Genomic DNA, 16,144 nt, shown 5'->3' with positions numbered 1-16,144 from the left:
CCCCTGCCCTCTAAAAGACGCCGTGCACCCGCACGACCACGCCCAGAAACTCACACCCTTCTTCACACACCAGCGCCGGATAACTGCTGTTAAGCGCCTTCAGGTACCGCTGCCCGCCCTCTTCGGCGAGCTCGCGCAGAATCGCTGACTTGCCTGGCTGACGCGCAATCACCAAGCGCCCAGGCTCCGCCTCCAGCCCTGGGTCCACCAGAATGCGCATCCCCTGCGGCACGCTACGGCCACTGGCGGTACTCATCGCATCGTTTTCTACGGTCAGCCAGAACGCCTTGCCCTGCGCCAAGTACTCGGTCTGCTCGAACAGCACGGGCGGATCAAGCTCTGGCTCGGCCAAGGCGTCCCAGCCACGCACCGGGTAACGGAAGCACACGATGTATTGCATCAGGTCTACATCATCGTCTTCATCCAGTAGGTAGCGGCCAGTGTCCTCACCTACCTGGCCGAGCACCCTCAGTTGCATGCTGACGTGGTAATGCGGCATGCCCAATTCGACGAATACCCGGTTCATCGACTCGACCTTTGGCTGTCGCCGCTTGTTCACCCAGTGCCCGACACTGCCCTGGGAGACCCCGACGCGTTCGGCGAGCTGCTCCTGGGAGATATCGAGCTCCTCCATCCGCTCACGGACGAGGGCAATCCATTTATCCATATTCATCGCTGGCACGATACGGACTGCCTTCGAGCGCTCAATAAACATTCGGTATTATTTATCAGAAAGCGCAAAAATACTTTAGGTATTAGTATCACTCAGGACCTTTCCCCTATTGGCATTCGCAGGTATCAGGATGAAACCACCGAAAAACGACGTAACAGATCTCGACAGCGAAGCGGCCCGTCGCGCCCTCGACTATTACCTCAACCCCAACCCGACCCGTCCTAGCGAACACAACAAAATCTGGACCCTGCACGAGGGGGTCACCGCCGAACAAGCGCAGGAACATGCCATCGCACTGCTGCGCTGTGCTGCCGCCACTGCCCAGGAAACGGCCCTTCATCAGGAAGGCACCACCCGTGAACTGACCTTCGCACTGATGCACATGATGGACATGGCCAGGGCGCTGCTGGAGCACCGGCGCTCCGTGGATAGCGGCTTGTAGGCAAGAAACAGGTAGGGAGAACGTGATGGCCAGAACGGCAAATGCCCCGATTGCCGGGACAAGGAAGCGCTCCGGTAAAACTTTTTTACCGGATAACTGAAAATTCATTTGACTGGCAAATGATAACGATTATTATTGCACTCAGCTGATCGCGAGATCCGCTGGATAACCTGGAGCTTAGGTCGCTCTCAGATTATCTCCTCATCAGGCTAATCACGGTTTTTGACCCGGCTTTTTGCCGGGTCATTTTTTTGGCTCTTCAGGCTAATGAAGATCGTTGATGGCCGCGATGATAGCAAAAGTGTGTCAGGGCGTGAACGCTCATTACAAAACTTTGCGGAATCAGCACTTGAGAATCAATCTCGTTTCGCCTACTCTGGTTCCGCATCAAGGAAGATGCCCCCACCCTTCCCTCGAGCAAGGAGCTGTCCATGACCCGTCTGCTGCTGCCCCTTGAGCACCCAACGCCTTCTTCCGGCCATGCGGCCGAGGATGCTCTGCTGCATGGGCTCAAACGCCTCCCTCGTCGTGTTCAGCAAGTCTTCCTGCTCAACCGCCTCGACCAGCTGGATTTCGCCAGCATTGCCAGCCGCCTCGACCTGCCTTTAGTGAGCATCGAACGCAACATGAACCAAGCGCTGCAAACGGCATGCCCCCATGGCGATGCCCTGGCCAGCGTTGCCGGGCAATGGTATGTGCGGCTACAAAGCCCTGATGCAACCGCCTGTGAACGCATCGATTTCCGCCGCTGGCTCGATGCCGACCCCGCCCACCTGCAAGCCTTCCATGACACCGAGCTGCGCTGGCGCAGCCTGCTGGCACCGGCGCGCGAGCTCGGCCAGGATGGCTGGTACCGGCAAGGGCGCGCGGCGCTTTCGTTGGGTGGGTGCTCGATTGCGGTTGGGTTGGGTGTTGCTGCGCTGTTGCTGATTGGTTATTGGGCGTAGGCCCGTGACAAGATCCTCAGCCTCTATTAACAGGAGTAAGAGGCATAAGCATAATTATCGAAGGAAAAGTTAAAGCTACGCGTAGGGATTTTCTTCAAAAATCCTTTATTTAACGATTTTTCCCACAATACAGGGGTGCTCGATTTGCGAGGCCTTCACACCCCAACCCAAGAGCAGGTCATCAGCACAAGAGCGTTCTTCCAGGCCATCAAGGGGTGTACAGTACCCCCACAATAAAGCCCAAGGAGCCTCGCCAATGACCGTGACGCTTTCCCCCCTGCAGATCGACTGCGCCTTTGATTCCGGCAACATTCAGGTCCTGGATGCCAGCAACCCGGCGCTGGTCCACCTGGCCATCCGCCCGGACACTCACAGCGGCCACTTCCAGTGGTTCCACTTCAAGGTCAGCGGCCTCACCCCCGGTCACACCCATCGCTTCAGCCTGGACAACGCCAGCGAGTCCTCCTACAAGAACGCCTGGGCCGGCTATAACGCCGTGGCCTCCTACGACCAGCACACTTGGTTCCGCGTGCCCAGCCAGTTCGATGGCAAGGCACTGGTCTTTGAAATCAAGGCCGAGCACGAGCAGATCTGGTTCGCCTACTTCGAGCCCTACCCGCGCGCACGCCACAACCAGTTGATCGAACGTGCCCGGCAAATCGAAGGGGTCGAACTGTTGGCCCATGGCCGCAGCGTGCAAGGCCGCGACATCCCCCTGCTGCGCGCAGGCAACGGCAGCGCGGGCAAGCGCAAGCTGTGGCTGATCGCCCAGCAGCACCCGGGCGAGCACATGGCCGAGTGGTTCATGGAGGGTGTGATCGATCGGCTGCAAGCGAATGATGACGTCGTTCAGCAACTGCTGGCCAAGGCCGACCTGTACCTGATCCCCAACATGAACCCCGATGGCGCCTTCCTCGGCCACCTGCGGACCAATTTCAACGGCAAAGACCTCAACCGAGCTTGGCAGGATGCCAGTGTCGAGCTGACCCCTGAGGTGTTCTTTGCCCAGGCGCAGATGAAGCAATATGGGGTGGATGCATTTATCGACGTGCATGGGGATGAGGAAATCCCGCATGTGTTCACTGCGGCCTGCGAAGGCAACCCTGGGTACACGCCGCGACTGGCCAAGCTTGAGGCGCAGTTTCGCGCTACGTTGTGCAGCGTTACGCCGGATTTCCAGACCAAGCATGGCTACACACGTGATGAACCGGGGCAGGCCAATACGACGCTGGCGTGCAATGCGGTAGGGATGGCGTATGACTGCTTGTCCCTGACCCTGGAAATGCCCTTCAAGGACCATGACGATGCGCCCAACCCGGTTACCGGCTGGTCGGGTAAGCGGTCGAAGGCGTTGGCGGGGGCGGTGCTTGAAACCTTGCTGAAGATCGCTGACGATTTGCGCTGATCGGTGCCGGCCTCTTCGCGGGTATACGACCGAAGATGCCTTTTACACCGTAAACCGGGCGCGTGGTTCATACCTTCGAGGCTTTTACGCGGTTTTCACCCCGTTCAAGCCTCCCCAAGAGCGGGTCACACAGGCCGACACGGTCAAAACTGCACATCGAGTATCACGCTATCGGCATAGCTCGTGGCCGGCGGTGTGGCCTGGTCGGTATAGACCTTGGCGTTGTAATTGAATACCTGGCTCCCAGTCCCGGTGCCCACCCCCGGGTTCACATCGGCATCGCTGCTCGACCGTCTCGCACTCGTCAGCGAACCCCAGCGCACAGCCCCGGCGCTCTTGAAGATGTCGTAGGCCAGGTAGTTGTTGGCCGCAGACTTCATCCGGCGGCGCCCGCCCGCCGCATTCTGGCCGTCATCCAGCCCCACGGTATAGCTGCTGCCCTTGGTGCACGACAAGCTGATGCTCTGGTTCACCGTACCGAACCCCGTCACCACCGGCGCACTGCCAAAGTTGATGTTGGGCGTGGTGATCTGGCAATCGTTGCTTACGGTCAGGCTGACACTCAGGGTCTGGCTGCCAGCACCGATGTCGCGACCCAGGCAGAGCGAACCGACACCTATGCCGGAGCAGTAGTTCCAGCTCCAGGCCACGGTCAGATTTTCCCTGTACACCCCGGCCGCGACGTTGCTGCCGATCAGGGTTCTCATGTAGAGCGGCACGGTTTTTGGGGTAGTGCCGTTGAGCAACCCCAGCAAATCCAGGATGCCGTTGCGGGCGAAGTCGAAGGCCACACCTCGGGCGATCGGGTAGCTGGTGCTGTTGTCGGCATACAGGGTGTAGGCGATGACATCACCCGTTGGCCCCACCAAGCCGCCCGAGGCAGGGGTAATGGTGGCGTAGAAGTGATCGCTGGCACTGAGCAGCGTCAGCAGCGAGCCGGTGCATTGCAGCCCCGCGTTAAGGGTAGAGGCAGCCTGTACGTTGGTGCGTACCAGGGTCGAATTGACGGTGCCGAAACCCGCGGGCGAGGTCGGCACCGACGTGCACAAGGCCCAGGCCGAACCCGCCGGCAGCAGCAACCCTGCCCATACCAGGCCGCGGATCACCGAACTCATCGACACACCAACGGGCCGATGAGCGGAATCGAGCCTTCTGCCTGCGGCAAGTCGAAGGCGACCTCGCATTGGCCTGCGCCTTCCAGTTGCACGTGCAGGCGGTTGTGCGGCGACAGGTTTTCCAGGTACACCAGGCCATCCCAGCCGACCACCGCCTGGCTACCACTTTCCTGGTGGGTCACCTTGCTGCCCAGCTTGAGCGGCTGCTGATTGTCATCAACCAATTCAATGCTCGCCGCCAGCACGCGCTTGAGGTCAAACTCCAGCAGGTAGCCGCTGCCACGGCGCACCGCGACGCGCTGCTCCACCTGAGGGGCAAGGATGTCGGGCGGCAGGCCCATGGGGTCGATCTCGTATTTGCCACGGTAGTAGCCGCTGCTATAGGGCACCAACAGGTGACCGCCTTTGTCGGTGCGGCCTATCGCCTGGTTCTCGTAGCGCACCGGCACGTCGGCGTAGCCGCTGGTACTGACCACCACGAAGGCATCGTCGATACGGTTGGCAGCGAAGACGCCAGCGTCCATCCAGACCAGCGAGCCGCTGGCATCGGCCCAGCGGGTCATTTCGCCGCTGCTGCCGTACACACCGGCCTGCAGTTGCACCGACTGCAGGCGCCAGGTGACATCGGCCTGGCGATAGGCGTCGCGGTTGCCGCCTGTGGCATAGCCGAGGTTGTAGCCAACCCCCGTGCCCACCGGTACCGCGCGGCTGTAGTTGACGCGCTGCAGGTCCTGGCCGTCCTTGCTGCGTTCCAGGCTCACGGCAAGCGTGCCGTTGAAGTCGAACGGAATCACCAGTTGCGCCTGCACTGCCCATTGGCTGTCGCCGACTTCGCGGTTGGCCGACAAGTACATGCTGCTGTTGCCCCACAGGGGCTTGCTCCAGCTCAGGTTGATCAGCCGGGTGCGCGTACCGTCCCCAGCGCGCACATCGAAGTAACCGGCTCCGAGGCTGCCGTAGCGATCCAGGTTGAGGCTGAGCGTGACTTGCTCGCTGCGCTGGCTCAATTGCATCTCGGGGGTGTCGACGCGGCTCAGGTCGGTGTAGTCGCCGTGGCGTTGCAGACGCTGATAGCTGAAGCCGATGCGCTGACTGTTGTATTGGTAGCCGAGGGCGAGTTGGTGGCCGTTGTCACTGTCGAACTGGCTCTGCGCCAGCGCGGTATTGAGCACACCGAAGTTGCCCAGGCGCAGGGTGCCACCCAATCCACCGAGCAACAGCGATTCGGCAGTTTCGACATGACTTTCCAGGGTGAAAAAATCACTGACGCCATGACGCAGGCTGGCCGAGGCAACACCAGGGCCATACCCGAAGTCCTCCATGGCGTAGTCGCGGCGCAAGCTGCCGGCGGCCACCGAAAAGTCCGTAAGGCCCTTCTGCAACAGGCTGCTGGTAACGTAGAACGGCAAGGTGGTCGACACCTGACGGCCAAGGGCATCGGTGGTGACCACGACCGCTTCGCCGGCCCCGTTGATGAACGGCACGTTGGTCAGGGTGTAGGGGCCCGGCTGCAACTCGGTGGTACTGGACTTGTAGCCGTTGATGAACAGATCCAGTGAGGTCGGCACGGCCGCTTCACCGGCGAACGCCGGCAGCGGGTAGGTGACCAAGTCCGGGCGGGCGGCGAAATCGCGTGACAGCTGCAGGCCGCCGACACGCACTGAGCTGGTCCAGGGCAAGGCCGCGGTGACCACGTCACCGGCTTCGTAGGTCAGCAGGCGCTGCTCGTCGGTGAAACGCCAGGTGGTGTCGTAACGCAGGAAGCCCTGACGGCTTGCGCCAGCTTGCGCACCGTTGAATGACTGACGCCACTGGCCGGTGGTGGAGAAGGTTCCCCAACGGTCGAACAGACGCAGTTCGTTCCAGGCCGCCAGGTAGGTGCCGCCGTCGTCGGTGTCGTTCAGGTACAGGTCATAATTGAACAAGGCGCCAAAGCTGCTGCGCGCATCGCTGGCAGGGTACAGGCTGCGATCACCGACCTGCTGGTCCGGCAGCCAGGCCGGCGGCACCTGCAGCAACAGGCGTTGGTTTTGGCTGTCGTAGTCGGTGTGCAGGCCAGCCACCTCATCCAGTGCCACCTCACCCAGGGGATTGCCCGGCAGCTTGATGCCCGCCGCCCGCAGCACGTCGCTGCCCAGGTACAGGCGCCCGGCCCGTTGCTGCACCGGCACCAGCTCAGCCTTGGGCACCTGATTCACCAGCAGGTCGAGGTAGAGCGTGGCGTCGGCGATGGCAGCGGCCTGCGTGGGGGGTGGCGGCAGGTCGTCGGCCACGGCCAGGCTGGGGCTAAGCACGACGAACCCCAGGCACCAGCGGCGCGTTGCCCGCAACAGCCATTTCACACACCGATTCCAACCATTGCCGGGTCCTCCCTGGCCCCTGCCCTTCACTCAGCCGCACGCTCATTGCCCCTGACGGATCGCTTCAGCCGTTTCCTGGCCGTTAACCCTGCCCTTGAGTACGCCACTGCTGTTGGCCGCCACAGGTGCCGGCCAACGCATGCTGGCCCCGGGCAGCACATAGCCGAGCAGGCCCTCGGCCACAGGTCTGGCCTGGCTGCCCTGCTGCACCACCACGTCGGTCAGCCGCGCGTGCACCGGGCCGGTATTACGCAGCTCCACATAGGGCTTGCCTTGAACAGTCACTGGGCGCCAGCTCAACTGCGGCTTGCCGACGCCACTGGCACTGCGCTTGCCGTCCGGGTCGGGTTTACCCCACAAACCTTCGCCATAGACGAACAACGGCACCGAGTAGCGCATCTGCAGGCGGATGGCTGCCGTGGTGCCTTGGTTGGCATTGTCGGTCGGCAGTGGCGAGGGGATCTCATCGATGATGATGCGGTAGGCCTGCTCCTGGCCGGCGGGTGAACTGCCGGTGCGGGTCAGGCGAATCAGTTGCTTCTGGCCTGGGGCAATGGTGGCTACCGGCGGGCTGCCAATGATCTCGCGCTGGGCCTGGAACTGCTCCTGGTAATCGCCCTGGCGCCAGGCGAACACCCGCACCTGCAGACTGGCCGGGGCCGAACCGCGGTTCTCCAACCACAGCGCACCGGCTTTCTGGTCGGCCTCCAGCACCGGGTCGATCGGCCAGATCAGCACCGAAGTTGCCGCCCCCACCGGCAGGCTCGCCAACAGCAGAAACCCGATCACTCCCCGCGCCCACTTCGCGCATGCCCGCATACCACTCTCCTTGGTTGATGCTCAGGTTGCCGGTGCCATCACCAGCTCACCGTCACTTGCACTACATCGCTATAGGTCCCGGCCGGCAGCGTGCCGCTCAGTTGGGTGCGGCCATATACCGGCAGCTTGATCGCCATCGGGTCGCTGTAGCTCACCGTCACGCTCTGGCCGATGCCCAGGGCCTGGGTGTAGGCCGCATCGCGGTATAACTGGTAGGCCAATACCTGCGTGCCGTCATTGCGCTTGAGGTTGCGCGTGCCGCTGGCCGGGTTCTGGCCGCCATCAAGCCTCATGCTCAGGGTTACGCCCGGCGTGCACTGAAAGGTCACGGTGGTGCCGCCCAGGGACGTGCTGAGAATGCCGGTGGACAATGCCGACTGCGTGCCGAAATTGAGCACCCCATAGCTGGTTACCCCACCGACGACCAAACAGCCGGCAACGATCTGCGCCGAGACCTGGAAGGTGCTGGTGGTGGCCGCATCGAGCGGTGTGGCCAGCAGCAGGCCCAGGCCCACAAGGCAGCCAGCGAGCCCTTCGCGCATGGGGGCGGCTCAGAACGACAGCTCGACGGCCACCGTGTCGGTGTACACCCCCGCCGGTAACCCCGCCTTGCCTCGCGCCTGACCGTACAGGTTGACGGTTTGCGCAACGCCGGTACTGGTCGGCAAGGTAATGGTGCCGTCTATGGCGAGCAGCTGGGTATGCCCGGTGTCGGTATAGAAGTCGTACGCCACGAAGTTACCGTTGCCGTCGGCCAGCGCACGCGTGCCCCCTGTCGACTGGCCATCGTGGGTGCCGGCGCGCACGCGGATCGCCGGGACGGTGCCAGCCGAGCAGAGGATGCTCATCGCGCCGCCGCCACCGCCCAGCACCTGACCGCTGGCGGTGGTGAACAGGGCATCCTGAGTGCCGAAGTTGAGGGAACCAAAGTTCAACCCCGACGTACCGGCACTGCCATTGACCTGGCAGGCTGCAGTCAAGGTCAGGGTCGAGCTGATGGTCCCGGTCACCGTGGCGGCCTGGGCATGGGATGCCAAGGCCAGGCCAAGGCCAGCGAGGATGCAGCGGGTGAGGTTCGTTCGCATGGCGGTCTCCTTGCGTTGTTTACCAGTCCAGGGTCACTCTCAGGGTGTCGCGGTACAGCCCGGCCGGCAGCGCGCGCGGTTGCGCCACCACTACGCCGTAAATAGGAATCGGGATCTGTTGGGCGCTGCTGATGGTGAAGGCGCGGGCCTGGCCGATGCCGTAACGGCTATTGCCGCCGGGGTCGACCGCCAGTTGGTAGGGAATCATCTGGCGACCATTGCTCAAGCGCCGCACGCCATCGCTGCCGTTCAGGCCGCCGTTGATGCGCACGTTGAAAGCCCTGACCTCAGGCGTGCAACTGATTTGCAGGCGGCCCTCGCCACTCACCTCGTCAACCCGGCTACGCAGCGGCTGGTCCCAGTTCGGACCGCGCTCGCCAAAGTCCATCACGCCCGGGTTCCCCAGGGTTGCCGGCGGTTGGTCACCGCTGCTGATCTGGCAAGCTGCGCTGATGACCAGGCGTGCCTGGATGAACCCGGTGGTGGTGCCATGCACCGCACCGCTGGGCAACAACAGCGGGCCGAGTGTCAGCAGCAGAAGCGAAGTGCGGTTCATGGTGTGACGTCCATGTGCAGAGTGGCCTCGCTACCAGGTGACCGTGACTTTGAGCAGGTCGGCGTACTGCCCGGCGCGCGGCACCCAAGCCAACCGGTCGATCCGCGCATACAGCGGCAGTTCAACCGTGCCACTGTCCGGCACCCGCGCCGCCTGGGACACCTCGACAGCCACCGGTTCGCGCCAGGCCGCGTCGCGGTAGAGGCGATAAGGAATGGGCCGGGCCTTGGCATCTTCGCTGGCAAGAAAGCGCAGCTCGCCAGCGCCGCCATGCTGGCCACCGTCGACGCGCACCTGATAAGGCGTGTCGGGATTACATTCCAACCGCGGTGGGCGCTGGCTGAGCAGCACGCCGCTCACCGGTGCACCCGGGCCATCCAGGCGTGCGGTGCTGCCCAGGTCGATTCGACCCAGCGCCTGAGCCCCTGCATCGCGCTGCTGGCCGACCAGCATGCAGCCCCGCTGCACCTGCACCCGCACCTCGACGAGGAAATCCGCCGCAACGGCACAGCCGCCCGGCAAGAGACCCAACAACGCGGCCAGAAAGCGCTCCTTCACCTCGTATTCCTTGTTTGTATAGGGTGAATTTGAGCGTAGCAGCCAGTGGCGCACAAACCGGCTGGCAGACGCCATTCTTTGGTGCTAACGACAAAGACTTAACAGGCCCTCACACAACGTCTTCAACAAATTTTCTGTCGGCACCGAACCCATGAACCTCCCGCGCCTCCAATGGCCATAGGCCGGCAAAGCGGCACGCATTCTGTTACGGTGCAGCACCGCCACAGGGCCGGAATCAGACGCATGCGCCATGCATGGACGAACATGACAGGAGCGTATTCATTGACGACCGCAGACATCGCACTTGCCGAGGCCGTGGAACGCTGCGCCCAGGAGCCGATCCAGGTACCGGGCAGCATCCAGCCGCACGGCTTCATGCTGGTGCTGGACGAGCCAAGCTTGCGCATCCTTCAGGCCAGCGAAAACGTCGAGCGCTGGCTCGGCGTGCCCGCACAGGCGCTGGTAGGGAGCACATTCGCCAGCGTGGTCAGCGGCTGCTTCGACCTGTGCGCGCAGCTCGAGCGCCTGCCCGGCGACCAGGTGTTCCCGTTCCATGTCGGTGATGTGCGCTTGCGCCATGGCGCGCCCTGGATCGACAAGCTGCGCCTGCTGACCCACCGCCACGACCAGGTGCTGATTGCCGAGTTCAAGCCCATACGCTCGCCCTCCAACCTGACCGATCACGACGACTACTACCCGCTGGTACGCAGTTTTGTCGCCAGCCTGACCAACGCCGCAAGCCTGGCGGACCTGCTGCAACAGACGGTACGGCAGATCAAGCGCATTACCGGTTTTGGCCGAGTCAAGGCCTACAGCTTCGACGCCGAGGGCAATGGCGAAGTACTGGCCGAAGAGGCCGATGAGGGTTACCCGCGCTACCTGGGCCTGTGCTTTCCGGCATCGGACATTCCGCGCCAGGCCCGCGAGCTGTACCGGGTGAACCGCATTCGCGTGATCGAAGATGCCAACTATCAGGCCTCGCCGCTGGTACCAGGCACCAACCCGCTTACCGGCAAGCCGTTGGACATGAGTTTCGCCGCCCTGCGCAGCGTATCACCGGTCCATCTGCAGTACATGCGTAACATGGGCACACTGGCGTCGATGTCGCTGTCGATCGTGGTCGACGGGCAGTTGTGGGGCCTGGTGTCGTGCCACCACGAGCAACCGCACCCGGTGGACCTGCGCATCCGCACCGCCTGCGAACTGTTGGCCAGCGTGCTGTCGTTGCAGGTCGAATCACGTGAGTCCCACGCCAAAACCCGCCAATTGCTCGACCTGCGCCAGCACATCGTGCGGATGATTTCGTCCATGGCCGACCACGACAGCGTCAGCGACGGCCTGCGCGCCCTCCCGGATGTGCTGCTGAAATTCACCGGGGCCAGCGGCGCCGCCGTGATCTGCGCCGAACGCTGCGACCTCATCGGCCAGACGCCGCCCGCGGCGCAGGTCAATGCTCTGGTACACTGGCTGGCCCAGCGCGGTGAAGAGACAGTGTTTCACAGCGACAATGTAACCCGTGACATCGATGAACTGCCCGAACTGGCGCAGCATGCCGGTGGCGTACTGGCGGTGGCTATCTCGCAAATTCATTCGCACTACTTGCTGTGGTTCCGCCCCGAGCAGGCGCGCACCGTGCACTGGGCCGGGCGGCCGGAAAAACAGGTCGGGGCCCATGGTGCGCTCAGCCCGCGGCACAGTTTCGAGCATTGGCAGGAGCAGGTCAGCGGGTATTGCGAACCTTGGGACCCGCTGGTCATCGAAGGCGTGCAAGAGCTGCGCACCGCCGTGTTCGGCATCGTCCTGCGCAAGGCCGAGGAGATGGCCCAGCTGGCCAACGAACTGCGCCGCTCGAACAAGGAACTCGAAGCGTTCAGCTACAGCGTGTCCCATGACTTGCGTGCACCGTTGCGGCATATCGCCGGTTACACCGAACTGCTCAGCGAGATCGAAGGCCAGGGGCTGAGCGAACGCGGCCGGCGCTTTCTGACGCATATCGAGGAGGCCGCGCATTTCGCCGGCAGCCTGGTGGACAACCTGCTGAACTTCTCGCAGATGGGCCGTTCGGCGCTGCGCCTATCGGACGTCGACCTCAATGCCCTGGTCGAAACCATCCGCCAGGACCTGGCGCCTGACTATGAAGGGCGTGAGATCATCTGGGACATCGCCGCGCTGCCCAAGGTGATCGCCGACCCGGCGTTCATCAACCTGGCGCTGCACAACCTGATCGCCAACGCCATCAAATACACCCGTGGCCGCGAACCTGCACGCATTGAAATCGGTGCCTGCGAGCACGCCGAGGAAACCGAGGTCTATATTCGCGATAATGGTGTCGGCTTCGACATGGCCTATGCCAACAAGCTGTTCGGTGTGTTTCAACGCCTGCACCGCATGGAAGACTTCGAGGGCACCGGGATCGGCCTGGCCAGCGTGCGGCGCATCATCGAGCGCCATGATGGCCGCGTCTGGGCCCAAGGCCAGGTCGACCAAGGCGCCAGTTTCCATTTCACCCTTCCCCGTCATCCAGAGACTACCTGAGGCACCCGTACCATCATGCTCAAACCTATCCTGCTGGTAGAAGACAACCCCCGGGACCTGGAGCTCACGCTCCTGGCCCTGGAGCGCAGCCAGTTGGCCAACGAAGTCATCGTCCTGCGCGACGGTGCCGACGCCCTCGACTATCTGCTGCGACGCAACGCCTATGCCGAACGCGACGACGGTAATCCCGCGGTGTTGCTGCTGGACCTGAAACTGCCCAAGGTCGACGGCCTGGAAGTGCTCAAGGAGGTGCGTGGCACGCCCGAACTGCGCAGCATCCCTACGGTGATGCTGACCTCCTCGCGGGAAGAGCCCGACCTGCTGCGCGCCTATGAACTCGGGGTCAATGCCTACGTGGTCAAGCCCGTGGAGTTCAAGGAGTTCGTCGCGGCAATTTCAGACCTTGGCGTGTTCTGGGCCGTGCTCAACGAACCCCCACCCGGCTCGCTGCGCCTGACCCGGCGTGGCAGCAACTGAGGCCCGCCGCGAAGATGCTGCCAACGCCGCTGAAACTGTTGATGGTCGAAGACAGCTCGATGGATGCCGAGCTGACCCTGCTGGGCCTGGAGCGCAGCGGGCTGCAGTTGCAGTCGCACCTGGTATTCGACCATGTTGCCGCCGAGCAAGCCCTGCGCGAGGCCAGCTATGATCTGATCCTCTGTGACTGCGTGCTGCCCGGCTCCTCCGGCACCGACGTCCTGGCCATCGCCCAGCGCCTGGCGCCGGACACACCGTTCATTTTCCTTTCGGGCATCTACGGTGAAGAACATGCCGTAGAGATGATCCGCCTGGGCGCCACCGATTATGTGCTGAAAAAGAACCTGCCACTGCTGCCCAAGGCGGTGCGCAGGGCGCTGACCGAAGTACAGGAGCGCCAGCGTCGGCGCCGCGCCGAGGAAGCGCTGGCCGACGTCGAGGCGCGCGCACGTATCGCCATCGACGCCGCCGGCATGGGCACCTGGGACCTGCGCCCGCAAGAAGACCTGCTGGTCTGGGATGATCGCTGCAAGATCCTGTTCGGCCTACCGGTCGATACCGAGATGAGCCTGGAGGTGTTCTACGCCGGCATCCACCCCGACGACCTGCCACAGGTGCGCAATGCAGTGGAACACGCCATGCGCCCGGACAGCGACGGCCTGTACTGGGTCGAGTTCCGTAGCGCCCAGGCCAATGGCTTGGAGCCGCGCTGGCTGCTTAGCAGCGGCCAGTGCCAGTTCGTCGACGGCCAGTGCACACGCTTTTCCGGGGTTCTGCAGGACATCCACGCCCAGCGCCTGGCCACCCAGGCGCTCAAGCAACTCAATGAGATGCTCGGCGAGCGTGTCGAGCGCCGCACCCGCGAACGTGACCGCGCCTGGGAGTTGTCGCAGGACTTGCTTGCGGTGCTCAACAAAGACCTCACGCCGGTGGCGCTCAACCCCGCCTGGGAGGCCAGCCTGGGCTTCTCGCGCGAGCGGCTAAGCCAGACCTCGCTGCTGCAATTGCTGCCAGAGCCTGACCAGGAGTCGCTGCTGACCGAGTTGGCCGCTCTCGCCCACGGCCGTACCAGTGCCCGTTTCGTCGGCCGTATCCAGCATGCCGGAGGCCAGTTGCGCTGGCTGTCGTGGGTGGTAGTACCGGAGGACACGCTGCTTTATGTGGTGGCCAGGGACATCACCAGCGAGCGCGAAACAGCCCTGGGCCTTGCTGAGGCCAACGACCGCCTGCGCGAGCAGATCACCGAGCGTGAACGCATCGAGGCGGCGCTGCAGCAGATGCAGCGCCTGGAAGCGGTTGGCCAGCTTACCGCCGGGGTCGCCCACGACTTCAACAACCTGCTTACAGTCATCCTCACCGGCACCAGCTTCCTTGAGCGCGACCTGGACAAGGGTGATCTGGACAAGGCCAGAACGCGCCTCAAGCATGTGCGCGAGGCGGGTGAGCGGGGAGCCAAGCTGACCTCGCAGTTGCTCGCCTTCTCTCGCCGCCAGCGCCTGGAGCCGGTGCCGCTGAACCTCAACCGTACCTTGGGCGGCCTGGAAGAATTGCTGCGCCGCACCCTGGGCGGCAGCATTTCCGTGCGCCTGGACCTGGACCACACCCTGTGGCAAGCGCTGACCGACCCGACCCAGACCGAGATGATCATTCTCAACCTGGCGATCAATGCCCGGGATGCCATGCCCGAGGGCGGGCAGCTTACCCTCTCGACCCGCAACACCCGCATCAAAGCCCGCCCCCAGCGCCCGGAAGATCCGGAGCCAGGCGAATACGTGATGCTGAGTATCCGCGACACCGGCTGCGGCATGAACGAAGACGTGCTGGCCAAGGTCTTCGAACCTTTCTTCACCACCAAGGACATCGGCAAGGGTTCTGGCCTGGGCCTGGCACAGGTGTTCGGCTTTGCCAAGCAGTCCGGCGGTGGCGTGCGCATCGATACCGAACCTGGGCATGGCACCCAGGTCGCTGTGTACCTGCCTGCGGTCAAACATGAGGTAGCGCCGGTGGCCGTGCTGCCGACGGTGCCCCAATCGGTCGGCGACAGTGGCCGTAATCGCACTGTATTGCTGGTAGATGACGACCACCTGGTGCGTGACATGCTCGGGGATGTATTGCGCCAGTATGGCTACCAGGTGCATCAGGCACACAATGGCGAACAGGCACTGGCGCTGCTGGACGAGGGGATCGACCTGTTGCTGACCGACTTCGCCATGCCCGAATTCAACGGCGGCCAGTTGGCCCTGGCGGCGCGCGAACGGCACCCGAAGTTGCCCGTGGTGTTTTTGACCGGCTATGCAGAACTGCAGGGGCTGGAGCTGCCTGACAGTCTGGTGATTCAAAAGCCGGTGCAAGCCGAAGAGTTGGCCCGGGCGCTTGATGAACTGTTGCGGGTTGCCAGATAGCACCAGGTAAACCCGTTCCACAGGCGCGCCGACCTGTTGGAACGGGTTCAACCCGCCAACGGCTTGGCACGCGCGACAGAAACGGAAGATCCCAGCGCGGGCGTCGCCTGCACTGAATCAAGAATGGGTATTTGAACGAGAGAAAATGGCAGGGGCGGCTGGATTCGAACCAACGCATGGCAGGATCAAAACCTGCTGCCTTACCGCTTGGCGACGCCCCTGTATCGGATGCAGCGATGGCTGCTCTGACCATTCCAATGAGGTGACAACTGGGTTGTTGTCTTGGAATGCGCGGCACTTTAACAACATTCTTTTCACCTGGGAAGCACTTTTTGAAAAAAAATGCTTTAAAACAGCAAGTTAGTGCCCTTTGCCGTGGTTCGTAGGGTTAGCGGGGTAACCACCCGTCGTTTTTCCACCGCTTCACGCCAACACAATCACTTATCGCCTTTCCAATCAGGTAAGCCAATTGCGCCTACCAAGGAGGACCCCATGCCCGTTTCCCACGATCTGTACCAGGACCTGCATTACCCGCGTGAAATCGTGCAACAGCGCCGCCAACAGGACAAACACCTCGACCGCCTGCTGGACGAGTACATGGACATCGACAACCAGGTTCTGGCCGCCGAATCGATTTCGGCGGGCAACTTCCAGGATGATGACTTGCGCCAGCTAAAGGAACGCCGCCTGACCATCAAGTACATGATCGAACGTCAACTGGAACGCAAAGGCTGAGCAGTCGCTCCCGGCATCCACATCGCAGCACTTTT

General features: G+C 62.9%; 15 protein-coding genes and 1 tRNA gene. 7 read left to right on the top strand and 9 right to left on the bottom strand.

Going from position 1 to position 16,144, the window contains the following annotated elements; translation table 11 throughout:
* Window positions 1-10: 10 nt before the first annotated feature.
* On the bottom strand, window positions 11-715 hold the full coding sequence (locus L6D80_RS11720) for a LexA family transcriptional regulator (protein ID WP_176513725.1): 705 nt from the start codon (window positions 713-715) through the stop codon (window positions 11-13).
* An 88-nt stretch (window positions 716-803) separates the two neighbouring features.
* Here L6D80_RS11720 and L6D80_RS11715 point away from each other — a divergent pair, with 88 nt between their 5' ends.
* The 3 genes from L6D80_RS11715 to L6D80_RS11705 all read left to right on the top strand — a co-directional run bounded on the left by L6D80_RS11715 (window position 804) and on the right by L6D80_RS11705 (window position 3,467).
* Window positions 804-1,115 carry a DUF6124 family protein gene (locus L6D80_RS11715; protein WP_054901686.1) on the top strand — a complete coding sequence of 104 codons (312 nt, stop codon included), beginning with the start codon at window positions 804-806 and terminating at the stop codon, window positions 1,113-1,115.
* A 431-nt stretch (window positions 1,116-1,546) separates the two neighbouring features.
* A complete protein-coding gene (locus L6D80_RS11710; RefSeq protein WP_054901687.1) occupies window positions 1,547-2,062 on the top strand; it encodes a DUF4880 domain-containing protein in 516 nt (171 codons plus the stop codon).
* A 256-nt stretch (window positions 2,063-2,318) separates the two neighbouring features.
* A complete protein-coding gene (locus L6D80_RS11705) occupies window positions 2,319-3,467 on the top strand; it encodes a M14 family metallopeptidase (RefSeq protein ID WP_176513727.1) in 1,149 nt (382 codons plus the stop codon).
* A gap of 143 nt (window positions 3,468-3,610) precedes the next feature.
* Here the strand turns inward: L6D80_RS11705 and L6D80_RS11700 are convergent, their stop codons facing one another.
* From L6D80_RS11700 to L6D80_RS11670, 7 genes are all read right to left on the bottom strand, one after another.
* Window positions 3,611-4,582 carry a Csu type fimbrial protein gene (locus tag L6D80_RS11700; protein ID WP_176513730.1) on the bottom strand — a complete coding sequence of 324 codons (972 nt, stop codon included), beginning with the start codon at window positions 4,580-4,582 and terminating at the stop codon, window positions 3,611-3,613.
* Entirely contained in the window at window positions 4,579-6,915 is a 2,337-nt protein-coding gene (locus tag L6D80_RS11695) for a fimbria/pilus outer membrane usher protein (protein WP_302474963.1), read from the bottom strand. Before L6D80_RS11695 ends, L6D80_RS11700 begins: the two co-directional genes overlap by 4 nt.
* Before the next feature lie 69 nt (window positions 6,916-6,984).
* Window positions 6,985-7,761: a fimbrial biogenesis chaperone gene (locus tag L6D80_RS11690; RefSeq protein ID WP_176513736.1), complete on the bottom strand. Its 777-nt coding sequence runs from the start codon at window positions 7,759-7,761 to the stop codon at window positions 6,985-6,987.
* 38 nt (window positions 7,762-7,799) lie between these two features.
* Window positions 7,800-8,303, bottom strand: coding sequence for a Csu type fimbrial protein (locus L6D80_RS11685; RefSeq protein ID WP_176513739.1), 504 nt, complete (start codon window positions 8,301-8,303; stop codon window positions 7,800-7,802).
* Between the two features lie 9 nt (window positions 8,304-8,312).
* The gene (locus tag L6D80_RS11680) at window positions 8,313-8,846 is read right to left on the bottom strand and encodes a Csu type fimbrial protein (RefSeq protein WP_054901693.1); all 534 of its coding nucleotides are present in this window, start codon (window positions 8,844-8,846) and stop codon (window positions 8,313-8,315) included.
* A 19-nt stretch (window positions 8,847-8,865) separates the two neighbouring features.
* On the bottom strand, window positions 8,866-9,402 hold the full coding sequence (locus L6D80_RS11675) for a Csu type fimbrial protein (protein ID WP_054901694.1): 537 nt from the start codon (window positions 9,400-9,402) through the stop codon (window positions 8,866-8,868).
* A gap of 30 nt (window positions 9,403-9,432) precedes the next feature.
* Complete coding sequence (locus L6D80_RS11670; RefSeq protein WP_054901695.1) at window positions 9,433-9,960, bottom strand: Csu type fimbrial protein; 528 nt, start codon at window positions 9,958-9,960, stop codon at window positions 9,433-9,435.
* 264 nt (window positions 9,961-10,224) lie between these two features.
* Between L6D80_RS11670 and L6D80_RS11665 the strand changes: the two genes are divergently transcribed.
* From L6D80_RS11665 to L6D80_RS11655, 3 genes are read left to right on the top strand one after another with little or no spacing between them, the layout of a single operon-like run.
* Window positions 10,225-12,495, top strand: coding sequence for an ATP-binding protein (locus tag L6D80_RS11665; RefSeq protein WP_176513781.1), 2,271 nt, complete (start codon window positions 10,225-10,227; stop codon window positions 12,493-12,495).
* 15 nt (window positions 12,496-12,510) lie between these two features.
* Window positions 12,511-12,972: a response regulator gene (locus L6D80_RS11660; RefSeq protein WP_054901696.1), complete on the top strand. Its 462-nt coding sequence runs from the start codon at window positions 12,511-12,513 to the stop codon at window positions 12,970-12,972.
* A gap of 14 nt (window positions 12,973-12,986) precedes the next feature.
* Entirely contained in the window at window positions 12,987-15,374 is a 2,388-nt protein-coding gene (locus L6D80_RS11655) for a hybrid sensor histidine kinase/response regulator (protein ID WP_176513742.1), read from the top strand.
* Window positions 15,375-15,520: 146 nt separating this feature from the next.
* Here the strand turns inward: L6D80_RS11655 and L6D80_RS11650 are convergent.
* Window positions 15,521-15,595 (bottom strand) — tRNA-Gln (locus L6D80_RS11650).
* A 271-nt stretch (window positions 15,596-15,866) separates the two neighbouring features.
* Here L6D80_RS11650 and L6D80_RS11645 point away from each other — a divergent pair.
* Window positions 15,867-16,109, top strand: coding sequence for a hypothetical protein (locus L6D80_RS11645; protein ID WP_054901698.1), 243 nt, complete (start codon window positions 15,867-15,869; stop codon window positions 16,107-16,109).
* The last annotated feature ends 35 nt before the right edge of the window (window positions 16,110-16,144 follow it).

Origin of the sequence: Pseudomonas ceruminis (genome assembly GCF_021602025.1) — a bacterium.
GTDB lineage: Bacteria > Pseudomonadota > Gammaproteobacteria > Pseudomonadales > Pseudomonadaceae > Aquipseudomonas > Aquipseudomonas ceruminis.
This window is presented reverse-complemented; position numbering and strand designations above follow the sequence as displayed.